Raw genomic sequence first — 19,995 nt, 5'->3', positions numbered from 1 at the left:
GCCTGCTTTTTAGTCGCCGCAGCCAAGGTCAGTCAATAACAAGCAAGACCTGATTTTTATTGCTCGTTTTTTATTGACGGGTCCTGGGGGCGCGCTTAGCCTCGGCCCGGCGCCCGGCCTGTGACCTGGCCTGTGACCCGGCCTGCGCCCTGGCCTGAGTCAGCGCCACTACCTGCGCATTTCAGAAGGAGCACCCGTATGCCCGTGATCCAGGTGACCGCACCGAAGGCTTCCGACAGCGCGCAGGACGCGGCACGGCTGAGGCACTTGTGCGGCGAGGTCGCGACAGCGCTCGGGCTGCCGCCCTCCGGGGTGGTCGCGGTGCTCTGCGAGGCGGCTCTGACCAGCACGGGCGACGGAATCGTGGCTGCGTGGCCGCTGGCCGTGGTGCACGGTTCGGACCGTGGACGGGACGCGACGCGGCGGGCTCTGGACGCGGCGGGCACCGCGCTGGCGCAGGGCTGGGGCGTCCCGCGTGCAGAGGTCTGGGCCGAGTGGGCCGGCTCCCTGACCGCGGGAGACTGACCGGGTCAGCTCGGTCCGCTCAGACCTGCACGATGTCCACCCCGGCGGCGCGCAGCGCTCGCAGTTCGTCCGCGGGCGCCGAGGCGTCGGTGATCACCCGGTACAGCCGGCCGGCGGGGGCGAGCCGGACCGGGCCCGAGCGGCCGAACTTCGAGCCGTCGACCAGGGCCGTGATCCGCCGGACGCGCGAGAGCAGCCAGCGGTCGGTCTCCGCCTCGTCCACGTGCGCGCCGCTGATCCCGGCGTCCGTGATCCCGTACGCGCCGACGAACGCCTCGTCCACCTGGAGCTCCTCCAGCGCCTGCCGGGTCAGGTGGCCGAGCAGGGACATCTCCCGGTGGCGCAGATAGCCGCCGAGGACGACCGTGCTGATCTCCTCGAACTGGGCGAGTTCACCGGCCAGGTGCAGCGAGTTGGTGACGACGGTCAGCCGCTCGATGCCGTCGAGCAGCGGCACCATCGCGGCCGTGGTCGTGCCGCCCGTGATGAGGATCGTGGCGCCGGGGGCGATGTGTTCGACGGCGGCGTTCGCGAGCTTGCTCTTCTCCCAGGAGGCGACCGAGCTGCGCTGCGGCCGGTCCGGCTCGTCGGCCTGGACCGCCTCGGCCATCGCCCCGCCGTGGGTGCGGTTCAGCAGGCCCTGGGCCTGCAACGCGGACAGGTCCCGGCGGATCGTCGACGGGCTGACGTCCAGGCGCTCGGCGAGCGTGCCCACATGGGCGACGCCTTCCGCGCGCACCGCGTGAAGCAGCCTCTTCCTTCGCTCGGCGCCCAGCATGGCCCGGTCCCACTCCCCTCGGCATGGGTGCGTCGGCCGACTCGGCTCCGACACCCGCGGATCTTCGGCCGGCGATGATCCGGCGGCCGCACAGGCAGCTTACTGGCGTTGCTCATCCCTGCCAGAAGTTGACGCCGATCAGTGCGCCGGACGCCGCGCATCCCGTCATTCCGGTCGTGACGGGCGGTCATCGCGGCCGTGACGACCACGGGCGGGCGGTGCCGAGCACCGTGTCGCCGTCGGCCGGGGCGTCCAGCAGCGCGAGGGCGGCGGTGGAGATCTCGTGCGGTGTGTGCCACCGCGTCACCTGCCCTTCCCCGTGCCAGCCGAGCACGAGGAACCTGCTCGCCGACCCCGAACGGGGGGCCGCAGGGAGGTCGTTGGGCGACCACGTGTCGGCGCCCGCGCCCGTACCGGAATCGTCCGGCGCCGCCCATTCGCTGGTGGCGAGAACGACGACCGGACCGGCGACGACGGAGCCGACCAGCTCCGCCAGCGTTCCGGGCGGCACGGCGGGGGCGTACACCACAGCCCCGGTCAGAGGTGCGCGCTCGGCCGCGCCGCGCAGCACCGAGCCGAAATCCTGCGCCGTCACGTCCGCGGCGAGCGGGGTGACGCGGCCCGGGTGCTCGTCGGCGAGCTCGCGCAGGTCGGCCGCGGAGCGGGCGACGGCCGTGACGGACACGGCCCGTTCGCTCAACGCGGCCACAGCAGGGCGGAGGATGCGGGTCGCGCCGACGATCAGCACCCGCGCCTCCCCTGCCTTCTGCACCGGGCGTTCGGACGTGTTGTGGTCGGGCATCGTCTCGGCCTTCCTGTTCGATGACGGTTCGCCGCCATCATCGCGCACTATTGCTCACTTCTGCTCATTGACGCTTGTTAATGAGAGTGCCTAGGCTGCCGATGTGGCGCTTCGGGCCGATGGTCCCGGATCGGCGCCGACGTTCTCGTTGCCCGGCCCCGAAGGTGTTCCATGGCTGCTCCCCCTTCCTCGTCCCTCCGCGTGGCGTCGCCCCCGGTCTCCCGGGGCGGTATCGGTCTTGCGCAGGGACGCTACGGCGTCCGCGGGAACCTGGAACTCGTCCTCTGCGACGACCAGGACGGGCTGTGGGTGCTCTGGTTCAACAGCGACCCGCGGGGCACCGCTCCGGAGCCCGGCGGCCCGCCGCCCGGTGACTGGAGCGGCGGACTGCGCTTCGCCGCGGGCCGCCGGTACGACGAGGTCGGTGTCCTGCAGAGCCGGCACGGTCCGCACCACCTCGAACTGGTCGCCCGCTCCGGCGACTCGTCGCACCGCCTGCGCTGGAGCCCCGAGGCGGCGTTCACCACGGAACCGCCCCCGCCGAGCGGCCCCGCCCGCGCGGTCGTGGCGGCGGAGACCGCGGACGGCACGTTGTGGACCGGCGTTCTCGGAACCGACGGCGAACCGCGCGTGCTGCGCGCGGACCCGTCCGCCTATCCGCACCTCGCCTGGTCCGACGACTCACCGGCGCACGCCTTGCTCACCGACTCCCGGTGGACCGCGATCGCCCTGGTGGCGGTCCGGGACGGGGCACGCCCCGGGATCGTCCTGGCGGGAGACCGCGAGGGCCTCTACCTCTCCCCCACCGGAGACACGCACCCGATTCCGGCGGGCACGGTGGCCGCGGCCGTGGCAGGCGACGTGGACCCGCGGATCTACGTATGGTCCGAGGGGCCGTGGCTGGAGGTGGTGACGCCCGGACGCCCCGGCAGGGCCCGCCGTCTGCAACTGCCGGGAATCGGGGACGTGACCGCGGTCGCCGCGACGCCGGTCTCCTTCGAGCCGGGCCGTACCGATCTCGTCGTACGCCGTGGCGGTCAGCTCTGGCATCTGCGGGACACCGGACCGGGCGGCGACACGGTCGCCGCCACGCCGCTCATGAGCAGACTGACCTCCGTACCGGGAGACGGACCGCGTCCCGTCCACCGAGGCTGACATCCCGCACGGCCTCTTGCGGGCGGCACAGGCCCGTCATCCCCTTTTCCTTTCAGTGAAGAGACACGTTTCCGTTCAGTGAAGAGACACGAGGATTCATCATGCGCATTCTCATAGTCGGCGCCGGAGGCGTGGGCACCGCCGCCGCCGCGATCGCCGCCCGGCGCTCCTTCTTCGACCACTGTGTGATCGCCGACTACGTCCTGGACCGGGCGGTGCGGGCGACGGAGGCCACCGAGGACGCCCGTTTCGTCGCCGCCAGGATCGACGCCTCCGACGAGGACGCCGTCGTCGCCCTGTTGCGCGAGCACCGCTGCGACGTCCTGCTGAACGCCACGGACCCGCGGTTCGTGATGCCCCTGTTCCGCGCGGCACTGGCCGGCGGCGCCCACTACCTCGACATGGCGATGTCGCTGTCCCGCCCCCACCCCGACCGCCCGTACTCCGAGACCGGCGTCATGCTCGGCGACGAGCAGTTCGCCCTGGCGTCCGAGTGGGAGAGCGCCGACCGGCTCGCTCTGGTGGGCATCGGGGTCGAGCCCGGTCTCTCCGACGTGTTCGCCCGTTACGCGGCCGACCATCTCTTCGACAGCATCGAGGAGATCGGGATCCGCGACGGCGCCGATCTGACCGTCGACGGCTACGAGTTCGCTCCCTCCTTCTCCATCTGGACGACGATCGAGGAGTGCCTGAACCCGCCGGTGGTGTGGGAGAAAGACCGCGGCTGGTTCACCACCGAGCCGTTCTCCGAACCGGAGGTCTTCGACTTCCCCGAGGGGATCGGCGAGGTCGAGTGCGTCAACGTGGAGCACGAGGAGGTGCTGCTCATCCCGCGGTGGGTCGACGTCCCGCGCGTGACCTTCAAGTACGGCCTCGGGCAGGAGTTCATCGACGTCCTGCGCACCCTGCACAAGCTGGGCCTCGACCGCACCGAGAAGGTGCGCGTCGGCGACGTGGAGGTATCCCCGCGCGACGTCGTGGCCGCCTGCCTCCCCGACCCGGCGGGCCTCGGCGACCGCATGCGCGGCAAGACCTGCGCAGGTACCTGGGTGAAGGGCGTCCGCGACGGCGCTCCCCGCGAGGTGTACCTCTACCACGTGGTCGACAACGAGTGGTCGATGGCGGAGTACGGATCCCAGGCCGTCGTCTGGCAGACCGCGCTCAACCCGGTCGTCGCCCTCGAACTGCTGGCGAGCGGCCGGTGGAAGGGCAGCGGCGTCCTGGGCCCCGAGGCCCTGCCCGCCGAACCGTTCCTCGGCCTGCTCGAGGAGTACGGCGCGCCCTGGGGCATGCGCGAGCAATGACCGGAAGGCCTGCCGCGGTCCCGTGCCGGACCCCCGCACGCCTCTCCCCGCCTGCCACCTGAACCCCGCGCGGGTCGGAAGCCGCACAGGCTCCGCGCCCGTACCCCACGCTCGAAGGAGTCCGTGTGAAGACCGCCGCCCCCGAGACCGCCGACCACCGGGCCGTGCCGCAAGGCGCCACCCACACCTGTCGCGAGATCCGTCAGCAACCGCGCCTCTGGGCCGAGACGGCCACGCGGCTGAGCGAGGAGCGCGCCTCCCTCGACACGTTCCTGGCACCTCTGCTCGCCGAACCGCGGCTGCGGATCGTCCTCACGGGCGCCGGCACCTCCGCGTACGCGGGACAGATCGCCCGCTCGGCGCTGGCGAGAGCCACCGGCCGCACGGTGGCGGCCGTCGCGACGACGGACATCACGGCCGACCCCACGGCGTGCTTCGAGGAGAGCGACCGGCCGACGCTGCTGGTGTCCTTCGCGCGCTCGGGCAACAGCCCGGAGAGCCTGGCCGCGACCGACATCGCCGACCAGTTGCTCGACCGGTGCGCCCATCTCGTCATCACCTGCAACGCGGACGGCACGCTCGCCACCCGGCATCAGGGCCGCCCGGACTCCTACGTCCTGCTGACGCCGCCGGAGTCCGAGGACCAGGGCTTCGCGATGACGTCCAGCCTGACGTGCATGCTCCTCACCGTGCTCCGGGCCCTCGGCGGCGACCACGTCCGGGGCCTGGACGACTGCCCCGCCGCGGCCGCGTCCCTGCTGTCCGGCGATGTCACCGACCGCGTCACCGTGCTGGTCGGCGGCGGCATCGACCGTTTCGTCTACCTCGGCAGCGGCGCGCTGCAGGCCCTCGCCGGGGAGTCGGCCCTCAAGCTCCTCGAACTGACCGGCGGCGCGGTCACGGCGCTCTCCGACTCGTCGCTGGGCTTCCGGCACGGGCCGAAGGCGTTCCTCACCCGGCGGACGGCGGTCGTCGTCTACGTGTCGAACGACCCCTACACGCGCCGGTACGACCTCGACATCTTCCGGGAGTTGAGCGCCGCGCTGCCCGCCGGGCACGTGGTCGCGGTCGCCGCACGGCCCGACGGCCTCCCGGCCGACCGCACCTGGCTCGTGGACGGCATGGCCGACGCCGACGACGCCGCGCTGGCGTTGCCCGCCGTGGTCTGCGCCCAACTTGTCGCGCTGAACGCCTCGCTGGCCTGCGGAGTGCGGCCCGACAACCCGTTCCCCGACGGCGAGGTCAACCGCGTCGTCCAGGGCGTCACCATCCACCCCCTGCCCACTCGCTGATCAGGCCGGAAGGAAAGTCACGCCATGTATCTCGGAGTCGACGGCGGCGGCACGAAGACGGCCTTCACGGTCGTGGACGCCTCCGGCGCCGTGCTCGGCTCGGCCGACGGGCCGTCCACCTCGCCCGCGCTCGGGGAGCACGGCATGGACATCGCCCGCACCGTGCTGCGCGACGGCGTCACAGCCGCCTGTGAGCAGGCGGGCACCGATCCGGCGCGGCTGAAGTACGCGTACTTCGGGCTGCCCGCGCACGGTGAGTCCCCGCGTCTCACCGAGGCGCTGGACGCCCTGCCCACGGAGATCCTCGGCCACGACCGGTACGCCGTCGGCAACGACATGATGTGCGGCTGGGCCGGATCGCTCGGACTCGCCGATGGCATCAACGTGATCAGCGGCACCGGCTCCATGGCGTACGGGGTCCTGCGCGGCCGGGAGGCACGCACCGGCGGCTGGGGCGAGTTGTTCGGCGACGAGGGCTCCGCGTACTGGATCGCCGTCCAGGGCCTGAACCTGTTCACGCGCATGGGCGACGGACGGACGCCGCCCGGCCCCCTGCACACGGTGCTGCGGCGCCGGCTCGCGCTCGACACCGACCTGGACCTCGTCGACGTCATGCTCCTGGGCCGTCCCGACCGCACCGCCGTCGCCGCGGTGAGCCGGCACGTGTCCGAGGCCGCAGCGGACGGCGACGCGCAGTGCGCGCGCATCCTCGCCCGGGCCGGCGAGGAACTGGCCGCACTCGCCCGCGCCGCACGGCACGCGCTGGCGGCGGAACCCGACGAGGTGGTCCGCGTCTCCTGGTCGGGCGGAGTGTTCACCGAGGAGCGCGTACGCCGGGCGTTCACCGACGCCCTCGCCGCCCATCCCGAGCCGTACGACGCCCGCCCGCCGCTCGGCACTCCCGTGGTCGGCGCCGCGCTGCTCGCCGCCCGGCTCGCCGGTGAATCCCCGAACCGCTGAACTGCTGAACGCCCCCGTGTCGTACACCTCCATCGCTCCGCCACCCCTCCCCCGGGACGAGCGGCCGAGCGCACCCGAAAGGACAAGCTCGTGTCAGCCAGCAACCCCGACCGACGCTCCCTCGTGCTCATCGGCGCCGGCAGCGCCGTCTTCACCCGCGGTCTGCTCGCCGATCTGATCGGCGCGGACGACCTCGGCTCCTGGGAGATCCGGCTCGTCGACACCAACCCCGAGGCCCTCTCGGTCACGGCCCGGCTCGCCGAGCGCATGGTCGAGGCGCGCGGAGCCGAGAAGCGCATCACCGTACGGTCGTCCACCGACCGGCGCAGCGAACTGCCCGGCACGGACTACGTCGTGACCTGCGTGGGCGTCGGCGGCCGGCCCGCCTGGCAGACGGATCACGAGATCTGCCAGCGGCACGGCGTCTTCCAGCCGGTCGGCGACTCGGTGCTGCCCGGCGGGATCTCCCGCCTGCTGCGCACCACGCCCGTCATGGTCGACATCGCGCGCGACATCGTCGACCTCGCGCCGGACGCCTACTTCTTCAACTACAGCAACCCGATGACCGCCAACATCCAGGCGATGACCCGGTACGCGGGCGCCGAGGTCATCGGCCTGTGCCACGGCATGCACCACGTGCAGCGGGAACTCGCGGCGTTCGCGGGGCTGCCGTTCGAGGAGACGTCGACGCTGTACGCGGGGATCAACCACCTCACGTTCATCTACGACTTCCGGCACCGCGGCGAGGACGCCTGGCCCGCCGTACGGGAGCGCATGGAGCGGGAACTCGCCGAGCCGCCGCTCCCGGAGGACATCGGCGCGATCTGGGAGAACGGCAAGGCGTGGCACAACCCGTTCTCGTGGGAGTTCTTCCGCACGTACGGCGCGTACCCGGCGGCGAACGACCGGCACGTCGTGGAGTTCTTCCCCGAGCGCTGGGCGAGCGGCGACTACTACGGCAAGAAGCTGGGCGTCGACGCGTTCTCCGTGCCGGAGATCCTCGCGTGGGGCGAGGAGCGGTACCAGTCGATGCGGGTCCAGGCCGAGGGCGACGCGCCGCTCGACGAGACGGCCTTCGACCGCTCGACCGGTGAGCAGGAGCAGCTTCTGGCGATCATCCGGTCGATCACGTTCGACCGCCGCGAGATGTTCTCGGTGAACGTGCCGAACCGTGGCAGTGTCCCGGGTCTGCCGGACGGTGCCGCGCTGGAGATTCCGGCCGTGGCCACGGCGCGGGGCCTGCGTCAGCTGCGGGTGCCCGACCTGTCGGCGCCGCTGACCGCGATCCTCGCCCGGCGCCTGGCGCCCGTGGAGCTTGCGGTCGAGGCCGCCATGACGGGCGATCGCGACCTGGTGGTCGAGGCGGTCATCGCCGACGGCGCGGTCACCGACCGGGACGCGGCCGCCGCCCTGACGGCCGAACTGCTGGACGCCCAGAGCCGTTTCCTGCCCCGCTTCGCGTGACCCCACCCGCACATCGACGACCCTGGAGAGACAGTGAAGATTGCCCGAGTGCGGTACGAGGGCCGGGTCCTGGCGGCCCGCGTGGACGGGGACACCGTGTTCCCCGTCGTGGCGGAGGACCAGCGGCACATGTCCGACGCCGTGCGCGACCTGATCGCGGACGGCACGGCCGAGGAGACGCTGAGCGCCGACGTGGCGGGGGTGCCGCTCGCCGACGTGGAACTGCTGAGCCCGCTCGCCGCACCGCAGAAGATCATCTGCATCGGTCTGAACTACGCCGACCACATCAGGGAGACGGGCCTCGAGACGCCGAAGGTTCCGCTGGCGTTCGTCAAGACCGCGCACTGCCTGACCGGCCCCACCGCCACGGTCCGTGTCCCGCGCGGCAGCACCGAGCAGTTGGACTGGGAGGCCGAGCTGGCCGTCGTCATCGGCCGCACGGCCCGCGACGTGAGCGTCGAGGACGCGGCGTCGTACGTCTTCGGCTACACCGTGGCCAACGACGTGTCCGCGCGGGACGCGCAGTTCTCCGACGGGCAGTGGTTCCGCGGCAAGAACTTCGACGGCTTCTGCCCGCTCGGCCCGTGGATCGTCACCGCCTCCGACGTGCCGGACCCCCAGGGCCTCGCGATCTCGGCCCGCGTCAACGGCGAGACGGTGCAGGACAGTTCGACCAAGGAGATGATCTTCGGCGTGGCCGAGACCATCGCCTATCTGTCCCGGTACATGACGCTGCACCCCGGGGACGTCATCGCCACGGGCACCCCGCACGGCGTGGGCATGGGCCGCGATCCGCAGCTGTGGCTGCAGGACGGGGACGTCGTGGAGGTCGAGGTCGAAGGCATCGGCCTGCTGCGCAACCCCGTCCAGGTCACCACCGACTGACGGCGGCAGGATCTGCCGCCGTCCTCGCGCGGCCTCCTCCGCCCCACCCCCGGCCGGAGGAGGCCGCCCTCGACCACGTTGTACGTACACACTCCGCACTCCGCAGTTCGCGACGAAGGAGCCGCAATGAACATCGCCGACGATCCCGACCGCGCGCCGGCCCGCTCGCACCTCTACGCGATGGGCCTGAGCGACGAGGAGATGCGGCGTCCCACAGTCGGCATCGCCTCGACCTGGACCGGGACGATGCCCTGCAATCTGACGCACCGTGACCTGGCACGCCACGTCGCCACCGGAGTGCGCCGGGCGGGCGGCCAGCCGATGGAGTTCAACACCATCGCCGTCTCGGACAACCTGACGATGGGCACCCCCGGCATGCGGGCCTCGCTGGTCAGCCGGGAGCTCATCGCCGACTCCGTCGAACTCATGGGACGAGCCCACCAGTTCGACGCCATGGTCTGCATCGTCGGCTGCGACAAGACAGTGCCCGCCGCCATGATGGCGATGGCGCGGCTCGACATCCCGTCCGTGCTCCTCTACAGCGGCAGCATGATGCCGGGCACGTGGCGCGGGCGCGAGGTGACCATCCAGGACATGTGGGAGGCCCTCGGCGAGCGGGCCGTCGGCCGGGTCACCCAGGAGGACGTGGACGACCTCGCCCGGCACGCCTGCCCCGGCGCCGGAACCTGCGCGGCGCAGTACACGGCGAACACGATGGGCACGGTCGCGGACTTCCTGGGCCTCGCCCCCTTCGGCGTCGGGGACATCCCCGCCACCGCGCCGGAGAAGACCGCCGCGGCCGAGCGCGTCGGCGAACTCGCCCTCGACGTGCTCTCCCGCGATCTGCGCCCGTCCTCCATCCTCACGGAGGACGCCTTCCACAACGCGATCGTCTCCGTGGCCGCCATGGGCGGCTCCACGAACGCCGTCCTGCACCTGCTCGCCATCGCCCGCGAGGCCGGGATCGACCTGGCCATCGACCGGATCGGCGAGGTGTGCCGCCATGTCCCGATCATCACGGGCCTGAAGCCCGCCGGCCCCTACACGGCCGCTGATCTGTGGCGGGCCGGTGGCACCTCGCTGGTGGCGGCGCGCCTGCTGGAGGCGGGGGTGCTGCGCGATTCGGTGACGCTGGTCGACGGGCGGTCACCGGCGGACGTGGCCTCCTCGGCCGCCGAGACGGAGGGGCAGGGGGTGGTCACCTCGGTGACGTCCCCCGTGAAACCGGCGGGCGCGCTGGCCATCCTGCGCGGCTCGCTCGCTCCGGACGGGTGTGTGCTGAAGCTGGGCGGGCGTGCCGACTTCGTGCGCCGTGGCCCGGCGCGGGTCTTCGACTCCGAGGAGGAGTGCTTCGAGGCCATCCAGGGCGGCCGGATCGCCGAGGGCGACGTGGTGATCGTCCGCTACGAGGGTCCGGCCGGCGGCCCCGGTATGCGGGAGATGCTGTCGATCACCGGCGCCCTGGTCGGACAGGGGCTCGGCGACTCCGTCACCCTGGTCACCGATGGACGGTTCAGTGGTGTCTCACGCGGCCTGGTCATCGGCCATGTCGCACCCGAGGCGTGGCACGGCGGCCCCGTCGCGCTCGTGGAGGACGGCGACACGGTCGTCGTCGACTCCGCCCGCAACGCCCTCGACCTCGACGTCACCGCCGAGGAGCTGGCGGAGCGCCGGGCCCGCTGGACGCGCCCGGATCGCCCTCTGGAGCGCGGTGTCCTCAGCAAGTACGCGGCGGTCGTGGGTTCGGCGTCGGACGGAGCGGTGACGTCGTGACTTCCTGATCCGTCCGACGCGTCTTGTGCGCCCTGGTGCGGGTGTGGTCTCCGTGCGGCGTCCCCGACCTGGTGCCGGGTTCGCACTCCGCGGTGTCCCGCCCGGCGCCGATCTCAGCCGGCGACGGGGATCCTGCCGCACAGCCAGTTGCCGGGAGCCGCGGGGTCGTCGCTGATCCAGAACTGCCGCCAGAGCGTGGCGAACTCCTCGCGGCTGAGGTGGCCGTCGCCGTTCAGGTCGAGCAGTTCGAAGACGCCGGTGATGTCGGTCGGCTGCCCGTTCCAGGTCTCGACGAGCCGGCGGTGCTCCTCGGGGGAGATTCGTCCGTCCCCGTCCGCGTCCACGGCGTCGAAGACGGTGTCGGCGGTCGCCGTGACGCTGTCGACCATCGCGGGCAGCTTGTCGACGAGCGCGAGGAGTTCGTCCATGTCGACGGTTCCGTCCCCGTTGGCGTCACCGACCTCCAGCAGCGCCGCCCACCATCCCATCACCAGGGTCTGCACGCGCGTACCGAGGTCGGTTCCGGGCGCGGCCGCCGACAGCTGCAGCCAGCGGTTGACGAGCGCCCGGAAATCGTCCTCGCGCAGATAGCCGTCACCATCCGTGTCGAAGGCGGTGAACATCCCCCTGAGCTTGCGCTCCTGAAACGCACTGGCCATGAGCAGTCTCCCTCGCCGCAGCCACCATCCACCGATCCATCGCCCGCCGTCGTCGTGGACGACAGCTGACGCTCTGTCACTGTAGGGCGGGACGCGCCCACTCCCCCACGGGCACATGCGCGCGAACCGTCACCCTCGCGCGCTGCGACCGTTGACCCAACGACCGCCGAACAGACACACCACCGGTATTCACTTGCGCACCCTGGTCAGGCGGGTCACCGTCGCCTCACACCCTGAGGAAGGCAGAGAAGATGACCACGCGAGTCCACCCCGCCGACGATGAACTCGTCCGGGCCGCAGCACACGTCGCCCGCACCCGCTGCCGGGGCGACAACCACACCATGGCAGCCGCGGCCCGCGCCCAGGACGGCCGGATCATCACCGCGGTGAACGCCTACCACTTCACCGGCGGTCCCTGCGCCGAGCTGGTCCTCATCGGCGCGGCAGCCGCCCAAGGTGCCTACGAACTCGACACGATCGTCGCCGTGGGAGACCGCGACCGGGGTGTCGTCCCTCCGTGCGGTCGGTGCCGACAGGTCCTCCTCGACTACTTCCCCGCGCTCAAGGTCATCGTCGGCGCCGGCGACCGCGTCCGGGCTGTTCCCATCGCCGACCTCCTGCCCGAAAGCTACGTCTGGGCCGACCACCAGCTCGACGCCGGGTGAACCGGGTTACGCACTCGAAGGGTTGGAGCGGACTCCTTCGAGCGCCGGGCGATAGGTTCGACGGCATGACTGAACTCGTGGTCTCCGCTTGGCCGCCCGCTCCGATCAGCACCGCACGACTCACGCTCCGGCAGGCCGAGGGCCGCGATCGTGGTGCGTTCGTCGAGTTGTTCGCATCAGCAGAGGTGCGCGCCTACCTGGGTGGGGCGCGGCCACGCGACGAGCTTGAGCGGGCGATCCCTGAGATACCCGGGCGGCGAACTGGCGTCTTCGTCGTCGATCTCCGCGGAACGATGATCGGCTCGATCCAATTCGATCGACGGGACGCAGAGCGTCCAGGCCATGTCCGTCCAGGGACTGAGGAAGCCGAACTCGGTTACATGTTCCTGCCGAAGGCGTGGGGTCATGGCTACGCTGCCGAGGCATGCCAGGCGGCACTTGATTGGTTCGCTGAAACCCTTCCTGGTGAACCGGTGGTGCTCAGCACTCAGACCGCTCACACGCGTTCTGTCCGCCTCGCCGCAAAGCTGGGGTTCACGGAGACCGAGCGGTTCGACGAGTTCGGCGCCGAGCAGTGGTTCGGCGTGAGGTACCCGCGAGCGGACTCCGCCTGCACCGGTTGAGATCAGCGCCGCACCAGTCCCGTTCGGTCGTTGCGCAGCGGGCCGGAGGTCAGACCCGCGAGCCCGACGCCGATGAGCATGACGGCGCAGGCGACAACGATGGCTGTCGCGCCTTTGAGGTCGACGAGGGCGCCGAGCACGTTGTTCATGAGAAGCAGGGCCACGCTCTGCACGAGGACGAGGACCGCTTGGATGCGTGACAAGTGCGTGTCGGGTGACGAGGCGAGGATCAGCGGCGCGATGTGCGCCGAGAAGGTGCCGTTGCCGACGCCGATGAGCAGTCCCGCGGCCGTGGCCGCGGTCGGGCCGGGGGCGAGCCCGAGGCCGAGGACGCCTGCGCCCGCCAGGACCAGCGCGCACGCCGCCAGCAGGCCGGGACGCCCCAGTGGCCCGCGCTTCACGACCACCAGGGTGACCGCCACCATGCCCACTCCCTGCGCGCCGAGGACCAGCCCGGCGGATCCCGCGCTCCAGTGCTCCTCCCGGGCGAGCAGGGGAACCAGCAGGGACATCACGGGCAACAGGAAACCGGCCGCCGCTCCGGTGAGCCACAGCCCCGGGCGCAGCACCGGGTGGGAGAAGGCCACCTTCACCCCGTTCAGGGCTTCCTTGAGGAGGCCGTCCGACCGTGGGGCAGGCGGCACGTCGTGCTGCGGGCGGACGGATATCAGGACGATGAGGGTGAAGGCGAAGGTGACCGCGTTGACAGCCGCGGCCCCCGCGAATCCGGCCAGGCCGACCAGCACACCGGCCAGCGGAGCGCCTCCCATGTTGATCACCTGACCGCCGACCTGGCGCAGGGACAGCGCACGGGGCAACTGGGCCTCGGACACCAGCCGACGGGGCATGGAACCCGACGCCGGTAGATAGAACGCGTCGACGACACCGACCGCCACGCCTGTCGCGATGAGCAGCAGGGGTGGGGCGCCCAGGGAGTAGGCGACGGCCGCGAGGACGAGCGAGAAGACCAGCATCGCCGCATCGCCGGTGATCAGCACTCGGCGCGCGCTGACGCGGTCACTGACCGCCCCTCCGAGCAGGAGGAGCAGAACGCGCGGCAGCGTGATCGCGCTCAGCGTCAGCCCCGCGACGGTCCCGCCGTACTTGCTGGCTGCCCAGCCGAGAGCGAAGTAGAAGACCGCGTCGCCCGCGATCGAGACCAGGATGCCGACGAGCCACAGTACGTAGGCCCGAGGCAGTCCGGCTCGTGCCTGTCCCTCGTCACCCCCTCTCGGCCCCGGAACACCGCCCGTTTTCGCGGTCGCCTCAGCGGCCCCCTCGCTAGCCGACATTGGACGCCCCCCGATTGATCCGACTGATGACGGTGATCACGGGGCCGACAGTGCCACACGGCACTGACATCGAGTTGCTCGTCGATCAACCGTCGAGGCGTCCGTCTCGTGGGCCGAACGTGCGGAGTGCGGCGGCATCGGTGGTGACCGCGCGGACGTAGTGGTCGGCCCAGGCGCGCGCACCGGGAAACGTCGACTCATGGGCGATCCGGTCCACCGCCGCGTCGATGTCGAACGCGGTGTGCCGCAGATGCACTTGGCCGTCGCTCAGCAGGGCCCACGAGCTTCCGGCCCTCCCGTACGGCATGCCGATGCTTCCGGAGTTGACGACGAGTCGCTCGTCGACCAGGCGCATGAAGGGCATATGGGTGTGCCCGCAGACCATCGTCCGTACGTCGTCGGGCAGATCGGAGAAGATCTCTGCCCAGCGGTCCAGGCGGGTGTCGACCAGCACCACTTCGTCGTCGTGACGCGGACTGCCGTGGCAGAAGAGGATCTTGCCGAATCCGTCGATCTCCACGGTGACCGGGTGAGGGAGTTCCGCAAGGAGAGTGACGTCCTCTGGCTTCAGCTGGTCAGCTGCCCACAGGTCGATGTCCCACGCCTGGTCGGAGGCGAACTCACCCCGCGCCATCTCCACGAGTTCGCGGTCAGCGTTGCCACGGACCAGGAGTGCCCTGTCCCCGAGCGTACGTAGCCGATCCAGAACCTCGATCGGTTGGGGACCGGCTACGTGGTCACCCGTGACGACGATGAGCTCGGCCGCCAGGACATCGGGCTCGCTCAGCACGGCGTCCAGGGCCGGCAACACGCCATGGATGTCGGACAGCACGGCGACGCTTGCAACCATCGAGGACCTCGCAACGTAGGTGGTGGGGCGTCTGCCGTCCGATCCAACCGGATGGTCAGGGCTTGCCCTTGGTCACCACCATGCTCAGGTCGTCTGCTTGGGATTCGGCTTGGGCTCGCCGGGGTTGACCACGGCCACGCCTTCGCCCTCCAACTTCAGCTGGACCGCCTCGCCGGAACCGCCCTTCAGCATGGAGCCGACGCCTTGGGAGCGGTGGAGCGAGGAACTGAGCTGCGGGCTCCAGGCGACGACAGCGTCCGTGTCCACGTACACGGGCGCCTGCGGTGACACAGGAAGCACCAGCGGAACACCCATACTCGTCAGCGCGAGACGGCCGGTGCCGGTGAAGGTGCAGTTGAACAGGCCGCCGCCTGCCATCCCCGCGCCCTTCACCGTGGTGATGTCGTAGCCCAGTGACGCGTCGAAGACCAGCACGTTCTTCCCGTTCACGGTGAGGCCGTGTTCCTGGTCGACGTCGACGATGAAGCAGTGGGCCGCTTCGGAGGCGAACCATGCTTCGCCCTCACCCGCGATGTTCATCAGGGCCAAGCCTTCGCCGGTGACCGCCCGCTTGAGGAAGTTCCCGACGCCTTGGCCCTGCTTCTCGAACTGCAGCGAGCCGCGCCAGGCGACCATCGTGCCCTGCCGCGCGAACGCCTCGCCCTTGACGGTGTAGCGCACCGCCATCGGATTCTGCTGCGTGAGCCCCGGGGCCTCCGCAGGCTGGATCAGATTCTCGGGGTCGAACAGGTTCCTCTGCATGCGCCCCCCGGTACCCCGCTTTTCCGGACCCAGCCACGGAACACAGGGATCCGCTTCACCTCGGTCCATCGGCGGGGACCGCCGCGACCGAGCCTCGACAGCCGTACTGTCTCGATCGTCCGGGGCGCGATCAGGTCACAGGTGACGCGGTGGGGCGTTGCGGATGGCTGAACGGCGCGCCCACGACGCACAGCCGAGGAGCACCAACCCGGCCGCGGCGAAGGCCCAGCTGTCCTCGACCCCGCTGATCCAGCCGACGACCCAAGCCAGCGACCACAGGGTGGCCAGTACGCACAGGCCCGTCCAGGAGTGCACCCACATGCGCTGACGCGCCGCCAGCCGCTGCGACGTTCCGCGTTCCATCGTTCCCGGGCCCCGGTCTGCGGCTCTGCTCTCATGAGTGTCCATGGCACTCCGTGTGCCCCGGCTCACCGTCGTTATGACCGGGAGTCCCCTGTTCCCGGTGGCTCTGCAGGGACCTGTCGCCCCCCTTTTTTTGGGCGCCGAGCCACTCGGCCGGGAATTCAGGCGCCCTCGGCGGGTCGCTCGCCGGACCAGGCCGCCCAGAGTTCGGCGTAGCGGCCGCCTGCGTGGGCGAGGTCCTCGTGCGGGCCGCTCTCCACGACGCGGCCGCGTTCCAGGACGACGACCCGGTCCGCGGTGACGGCCTGGGTCAGGCGGTGGGCGACGATCAGGGCGGTGCGGCCGCGCAGGGCGTCGCGGGCCGAGCGTTCCAGGACGCGCGCGCCGGCGCTGCCCGCCTCGGCGGTGGCCTCGTCGAGCACGGCGACGGCGGGGTCGGCCAGTACCAGTCGGGCCAGGGCGAGTTGCTGGGCCTGCACCGCGTCGAGCGGGTGACCGCCGTCGCCGACGACGGTGTCGAGTCCGTCGGGCAGCGCGAGCGCCCAGTCCAGGGCGCCGACCTCGGACAGGGCCGCGCGCAGTGCGGCATCGTCGGCGTCCGGCCGTCCGAGGCGCAGGTCGTCCGTCAACGGCCCGGCGAACACGTGCAGTTCCTGCGACACGAGGACGGCCGGTGGTCCGGCGCCGGGCTGGGCGGGCGCTCGGGTGACCGTGCCGTGGGTGGGGTCCTGCACTCCGGCGACGATGCGGGCCAGGGTGGACTTGCCGGCGCCGCTGGCGCCGACGAGCGCGACGTGCTCCCCGCGGCGCAGGGTCAGCGAGATGTCGGTGAGGACGGGCCTGCCTGAGCCGTAACTGTGGCCGACACGGTCGACGTCGAGGACGGTCGCCTGCCACGACTCGTCCCGGCCGGTGTCCGCCCCGGCCGGGGCGCCGCCCAGGTCGGTGACGCCGACGAGCCGGGCGAGGCCCGCTGTGGCCGACTGTGCGTCGTCGAGGAGGACGAGCGCGGCGTTGACGGGGCCGAACAGATTGTGGAAGTAGAGGGCGGCCGCGGTGGCGGTGCCGATCGACACGGCGTCGGCGCGGACCAGGACGAACCCCGCGTACAGGACGGCGATGAGCCCGATGTACTCGGCGATGTGCAGCCGGCCGTAGAAGCCGAGCACCAGGCGGGTGCCGCGCAGGTTGAGGGCGACGGCCGCGAGCGAGCGTCGGGCCACGTGTGCGGTGTGGGCCTTTTCGAGCCGGTAGGCGCGAACGGTGTCGGCGCCGCCGAGCGTCTCCAGGAGTTGCTGCTGCTGGGATCCGTCGGCGACGCGCTGGGCCGCGTACAGCGGGACGGCCCGGCGGACGTACCAGCGTGCCGTCAGGAACTGGACGGGCGCCGCCAGCAGCGCGGCGAGCAGGAACCGTGGGTCGAGCAGCAGGAGCGCGCCCAGGGTGAGGACGATCGTCAGGCCGCTGCGCACGAGTTCGGGCAGGGCGGAGCCGACGGCTTCGGACACCCGGGCCACGTCGGTGGTGACGCGGGCCGTGAGGTCGCCGGCGCCGGCGCGTTCGAGGCGGTCGGCGGGCAGGGCGAGCGCCCGCTGGACGAATCGCTCCCTGAGCCGGGCCAGCGCGGTCTCGCCCAACCGCCCCAGCAGGGCGAGGCCGAGCGCGGTGGCCGCGCCCTGCGCGAGCGCCACGAGGGCGACGAGGCCGGCCGTCAAAAGGACGTCCTGGGCGGACCGCCGGTCGGCGACGAGGTCGACGATGCGGCCGATCAGGGGCTGGGTGAGCAGGCCGACCGCGGTCGCGGCGACGAGCAGCGCACCGGCCCGCAGGGCGGCGTACCGGTCGGGGCGCAGGAGTTCCCACGCGGCGGCCCGGGTCCTGCGGGCGTCCGCGACGGGCAGAAGGTCTCCCGGTGCGTCCGGTGCGGCACGGTCGTCGTCGGCCGACCGCTTCAGCGGTTGTTCGTCGATGCGCGGTGTCGTCGTCATGCGAGCACCGCCGAGCGGTACGCGGCGTGGGACCGGACGAGTTCGCGGTGGGCGGCGTCGGCGGTGATCTGTCCGCTCTCGACGAGGACGACCCGGTCGGCCGCGGCGAGGAGGGCGGGGCTGCTGGTGACGAGCAGCGTGGTCCGCTCTCGGCGCAGGCCGCGCAGACCGGTGGCGATCCGTGCCTCGGTGACCGCGTCCACGGCGGTCGTCGGGTCGTGGAGGACGAGCACGGGCGGGTCCGCGGCCAGGGCGCGTGCCAGCGCGACGCGTTGGCGCTGACCGCCCGAGAGGGCACGGCCCCGCTCCCCCACGGGCGCGTCGAGGCCGCCGTCCAGGGAGGCGGCGATCTCGTGGACGCCGGAGGCGTGCAGGACCGCGTCGAGGTTCAGGTCCGGGGCGGCCGCCGCGGTGACGTTGTCGCGCAGCGAACCGGAGAAAAGCGCGGCGTCGTGGGCGGCGACCAGGAGCCGTGGGCGCGGAGCGTCGTCCGTCGGCGCGGGGTCACCGTCCAGCTCTACGTGGGCGACGGTGCCGCCCGCGCGCCCGGCCAGGCACCTCAGGAGCAGCTGGGCCTGGTCGGGGGCGATGACGACACCGAGCAACTCGCCGGTGGCGACGTGGAGTTCGAGACCGGCGAGCCCTTGTCCGGGCAGCCCGCGCACCGCGAGGGCGCTCGCGGTCGGTCGCGGTGTCGGCAAGGCCTCCTCGGTGGGCGGCGGGACCGAGGGCGGCGCCGCGGTGGCGTCGGCGATGCGGCGGGCGGAGGCGCGGGCCCGGGCGAGTTCGGCGGTCGCCCACGCCATGCCCTGCAACGGACCGGGCAGGAACAGCGCGAGGCCGACGGCCGCGACCAGTTCCCCCAGGCCGATACTGCCGTCCAGCGCGAGCCTGGCCCCCACGTAGGCGACGAGCGCGATGAACACGCCGGTGAGTGCCTGCATCAGCCCGGCCTGGAGCGCTTCGGCCCGGGCCGCGCGCACGGTGGCGAGCAGCGCCTGCCGGCTGCTGATCCGGTACCGGGCGGCCGCGGCGCCGCGTGCGCCCAGGCCCTGGAGGACCCGGACGCCGGCCACCAGGTCGGTGGCGACGGCCGCGGTGTGCGCGGCGCGGGCCTGTTCGGTGTGGCTGCGCTGTTCCAGCGGACGGGCCAGCAGGTGACCGAGCAGCATCAGAACGGGGGTGCCGAGCAGGACCAGCAGGCCCAGCGGGACGGAGGTGCGCAGCAGGAACACGGCTCCGGCCGCGACTCCGACGAGTGCGCCGACCGCGATGGGGACCGCGACGCACAGCGCACCCAGGCGCCGGGCGTCCTCGGTGGCGACGGTGGTCAGGGCGCCGGCCGCGTGCTCCGGCCCGGCGCGCCCCACGCGGGCGAGGGCCCGTTCGACGAGCCCCAACCGCAGGGTGTGCGCGGCCCGTTCGGCAGCCTGCTCGGCCAGCCGGGAGCCGAGCCGGAAGCCGCCGGACAGGAAGAGGTACACGACGGCGAGCACTGCGGCCCACCGCAGCAGCGCGGTCCCGTCGTGGCGCACCACGGCGCGGTCCACCACGACTCCGATGAGCACGGGCACGAGGGCTTCACCGATCTGGTGAAAGATCCCGAGGACGCAACTCGCGGCGACCGCACGGCGCTCTCGCCGCACCATCCCCCGCAGGACGCGACCGGCCCCTTTCGACTGCACCACAACCCCACCCCAAACGCAAAGGTAAGGCTAACCTAACTCAAAAGATCGCTTTCCTCTACGCCCGCGGGGCGCGGATCGGGGACACGTCCCCCAGAGGCGGGCGTTCGGGGATCAGGGGCATTCCCGGGCCGGTGCGGGCCCCAAGTCCGGCAATGGTCCAATTGGTC

General features: G+C 72.0%; 19 protein-coding genes. 10 read left to right on the top strand and 9 right to left on the bottom strand.

What is annotated here, in order from left to right; translation table 11 throughout:
* The first annotated feature begins 198 nt into the window (after positions 1–198).
* Positions 199–525: a hypothetical protein gene (locus K377_RS22000; RefSeq protein ID WP_111665163.1), complete on the top strand. Its 327-nt coding sequence runs from the start codon at positions 199–201 to the stop codon at positions 523–525.
* Positions 526–544: 19 nt separating this feature from the next.
* Here the strand turns inward: K377_RS22000 and K377_RS21995 are convergent, their stop codons facing one another.
* Both K377_RS21995 and K377_RS21990 read right to left on the bottom strand, forming a co-directional pair.
* Positions 545–1,303 (bottom strand): DeoR/GlpR family DNA-binding transcription regulator, encoded by a 759-nt coding sequence (locus K377_RS21995; protein WP_111665162.1) that lies wholly within the window; start codon positions 1,301–1,303, stop codon positions 545–547.
* A 187-nt stretch (positions 1,304–1,490) separates the two neighbouring features.
* Positions 1,491–2,105, bottom strand: coding sequence for a hypothetical protein (locus K377_RS21990; protein ID WP_111665161.1), 615 nt, complete (start codon positions 2,103–2,105; stop codon positions 1,491–1,493).
* A gap of 171 nt (positions 2,106–2,276) precedes the next feature.
* Between K377_RS21990 and K377_RS21985 the strand changes: the two genes are divergently transcribed.
* The 7 genes from K377_RS21985 to ilvD all read left to right on the top strand — a co-directional run bounded on the left by K377_RS21985 (position 2,277) and on the right by ilvD (position 10,938).
* Positions 2,277–3,260, top strand: a complete 984-nt coding sequence (locus tag K377_RS21985) for a hypothetical protein (RefSeq protein WP_146614748.1) — start codon at positions 2,277–2,279, stop codon at positions 3,258–3,260.
* A 101-nt stretch (positions 3,261–3,361) separates the two neighbouring features.
* A complete protein-coding gene (locus tag K377_RS21980; protein WP_111665159.1) occupies positions 3,362–4,564 on the top strand; it encodes a saccharopine dehydrogenase family protein in 1,203 nt (400 codons plus the stop codon).
* Between the two features lie 125 nt (positions 4,565–4,689).
* On the top strand, positions 4,690–5,856 hold the full coding sequence (locus K377_RS21975; RefSeq protein WP_258395096.1) for an SIS domain-containing protein: 1,167 nt from the start codon (positions 4,690–4,692) through the stop codon (positions 5,854–5,856).
* A 24-nt stretch (positions 5,857–5,880) separates the two neighbouring features.
* Positions 5,881–6,816 (top strand): N-acetylglucosamine kinase, encoded by a 936-nt coding sequence (locus tag K377_RS21970; RefSeq protein ID WP_111665158.1) that lies wholly within the window; start codon positions 5,881–5,883, stop codon positions 6,814–6,816.
* Between the two features lie 90 nt (positions 6,817–6,906).
* On the top strand, positions 6,907–8,280 hold the full coding sequence (locus K377_RS21965) for a hypothetical protein (protein ID WP_111665157.1): 1,374 nt from the start codon (positions 6,907–6,909) through the stop codon (positions 8,278–8,280).
* Between the two features lie 33 nt (positions 8,281–8,313).
* Entirely contained in the window at positions 8,314–9,165 is an 852-nt protein-coding gene (locus K377_RS21960) for a fumarylacetoacetate hydrolase family protein (protein ID WP_111665156.1), read from the top strand.
* 126 nt (positions 9,166–9,291) lie between these two features.
* Positions 9,292–10,938: a dihydroxy-acid dehydratase gene (gene ilvD / locus K377_RS21955; protein ID WP_111665155.1), complete on the top strand. Its 1,647-nt coding sequence runs from the start codon at positions 9,292–9,294 to the stop codon at positions 10,936–10,938.
* A gap of 113 nt (positions 10,939–11,051) precedes the next feature.
* Here ilvD and K377_RS21950 read toward each other — a convergent pair whose 3' ends face one another.
* Positions 11,052–11,597, bottom strand: coding sequence for an EF-hand domain-containing protein (locus tag K377_RS21950; protein ID WP_111665154.1), 546 nt, complete (start codon positions 11,595–11,597; stop codon positions 11,052–11,054).
* A gap of 251 nt (positions 11,598–11,848) precedes the next feature.
* Between K377_RS21950 and K377_RS21945 the strand changes: the two genes are divergently transcribed.
* Both K377_RS21945 and K377_RS21940 read left to right on the top strand, forming a co-directional pair.
* On the top strand, positions 11,849–12,262 hold the full coding sequence (locus tag K377_RS21945; RefSeq protein WP_111665153.1) for a cytidine deaminase: 414 nt from the start codon (positions 11,849–11,851) through the stop codon (positions 12,260–12,262).
* A gap of 65 nt (positions 12,263–12,327) precedes the next feature.
* Positions 12,328–12,885, top strand: coding sequence for a GNAT family N-acetyltransferase (locus K377_RS21940; protein ID WP_111665152.1), 558 nt, complete (start codon positions 12,328–12,330; stop codon positions 12,883–12,885).
* A 2-nt stretch (positions 12,886–12,887) separates the two neighbouring features.
* On the opposite strand, the gene K377_RS21935 is transcribed toward K377_RS21940, so the two are convergent.
* The 6 genes from K377_RS21935 to K377_RS21910 form a co-directional block, all read right to left on the bottom strand.
* On the bottom strand, positions 12,888–14,177 hold the full coding sequence (locus tag K377_RS21935; RefSeq protein ID WP_111665151.1) for an MFS transporter: 1,290 nt from the start codon (positions 14,175–14,177) through the stop codon (positions 12,888–12,890).
* An 85-nt stretch (positions 14,178–14,262) separates the two neighbouring features.
* Positions 14,263–15,027, bottom strand: coding sequence for a metallophosphoesterase (locus K377_RS21930; RefSeq protein ID WP_111665150.1), 765 nt, complete (start codon positions 15,025–15,027; stop codon positions 14,263–14,265).
* Between the two features lie 84 nt (positions 15,028–15,111).
* Positions 15,112–15,789 carry an AIM24 family protein gene (locus tag K377_RS21925; protein WP_111665149.1) on the bottom strand — a complete coding sequence of 226 codons (678 nt, stop codon included), beginning with the start codon at positions 15,787–15,789 and terminating at the stop codon, positions 15,112–15,114.
* 135 nt (positions 15,790–15,924) lie between these two features.
* Entirely contained in the window at positions 15,925–16,152 is a 228-nt protein-coding gene (locus tag K377_RS21920) for a hypothetical protein (protein ID WP_237551369.1), read from the bottom strand.
* A gap of 161 nt (positions 16,153–16,313) precedes the next feature.
* Complete coding sequence (locus K377_RS21915) at positions 16,314–18,140, bottom strand: ABC transporter ATP-binding protein (RefSeq protein WP_111665147.1); 1,827 nt, start codon at positions 18,138–18,140, stop codon at positions 16,314–16,316.
* A complete protein-coding gene (locus K377_RS21910) occupies positions 18,137–19,789 on the bottom strand; it encodes an ABC transporter ATP-binding protein (protein WP_111665146.1) in 1,653 nt (550 codons plus the stop codon). The genes K377_RS21915 and K377_RS21910 overlap by 4 nt, the downstream gene beginning before the upstream one ends.
* Positions 19,790–19,995 lie beyond the last annotated feature (206 nt).

The sequence above is a fragment of the Streptomyces sp. PsTaAH-137 genome, assembly GCF_003259365.1.
Classification (GTDB): domain Bacteria; phylum Actinomycetota; class Actinomycetes; order Streptomycetales; family Streptomycetaceae; genus Streptomyces.
Note: the sequence above shows the minus strand (reverse complement) of the source record. Positions and strands in the feature narration are given on the sequence as shown.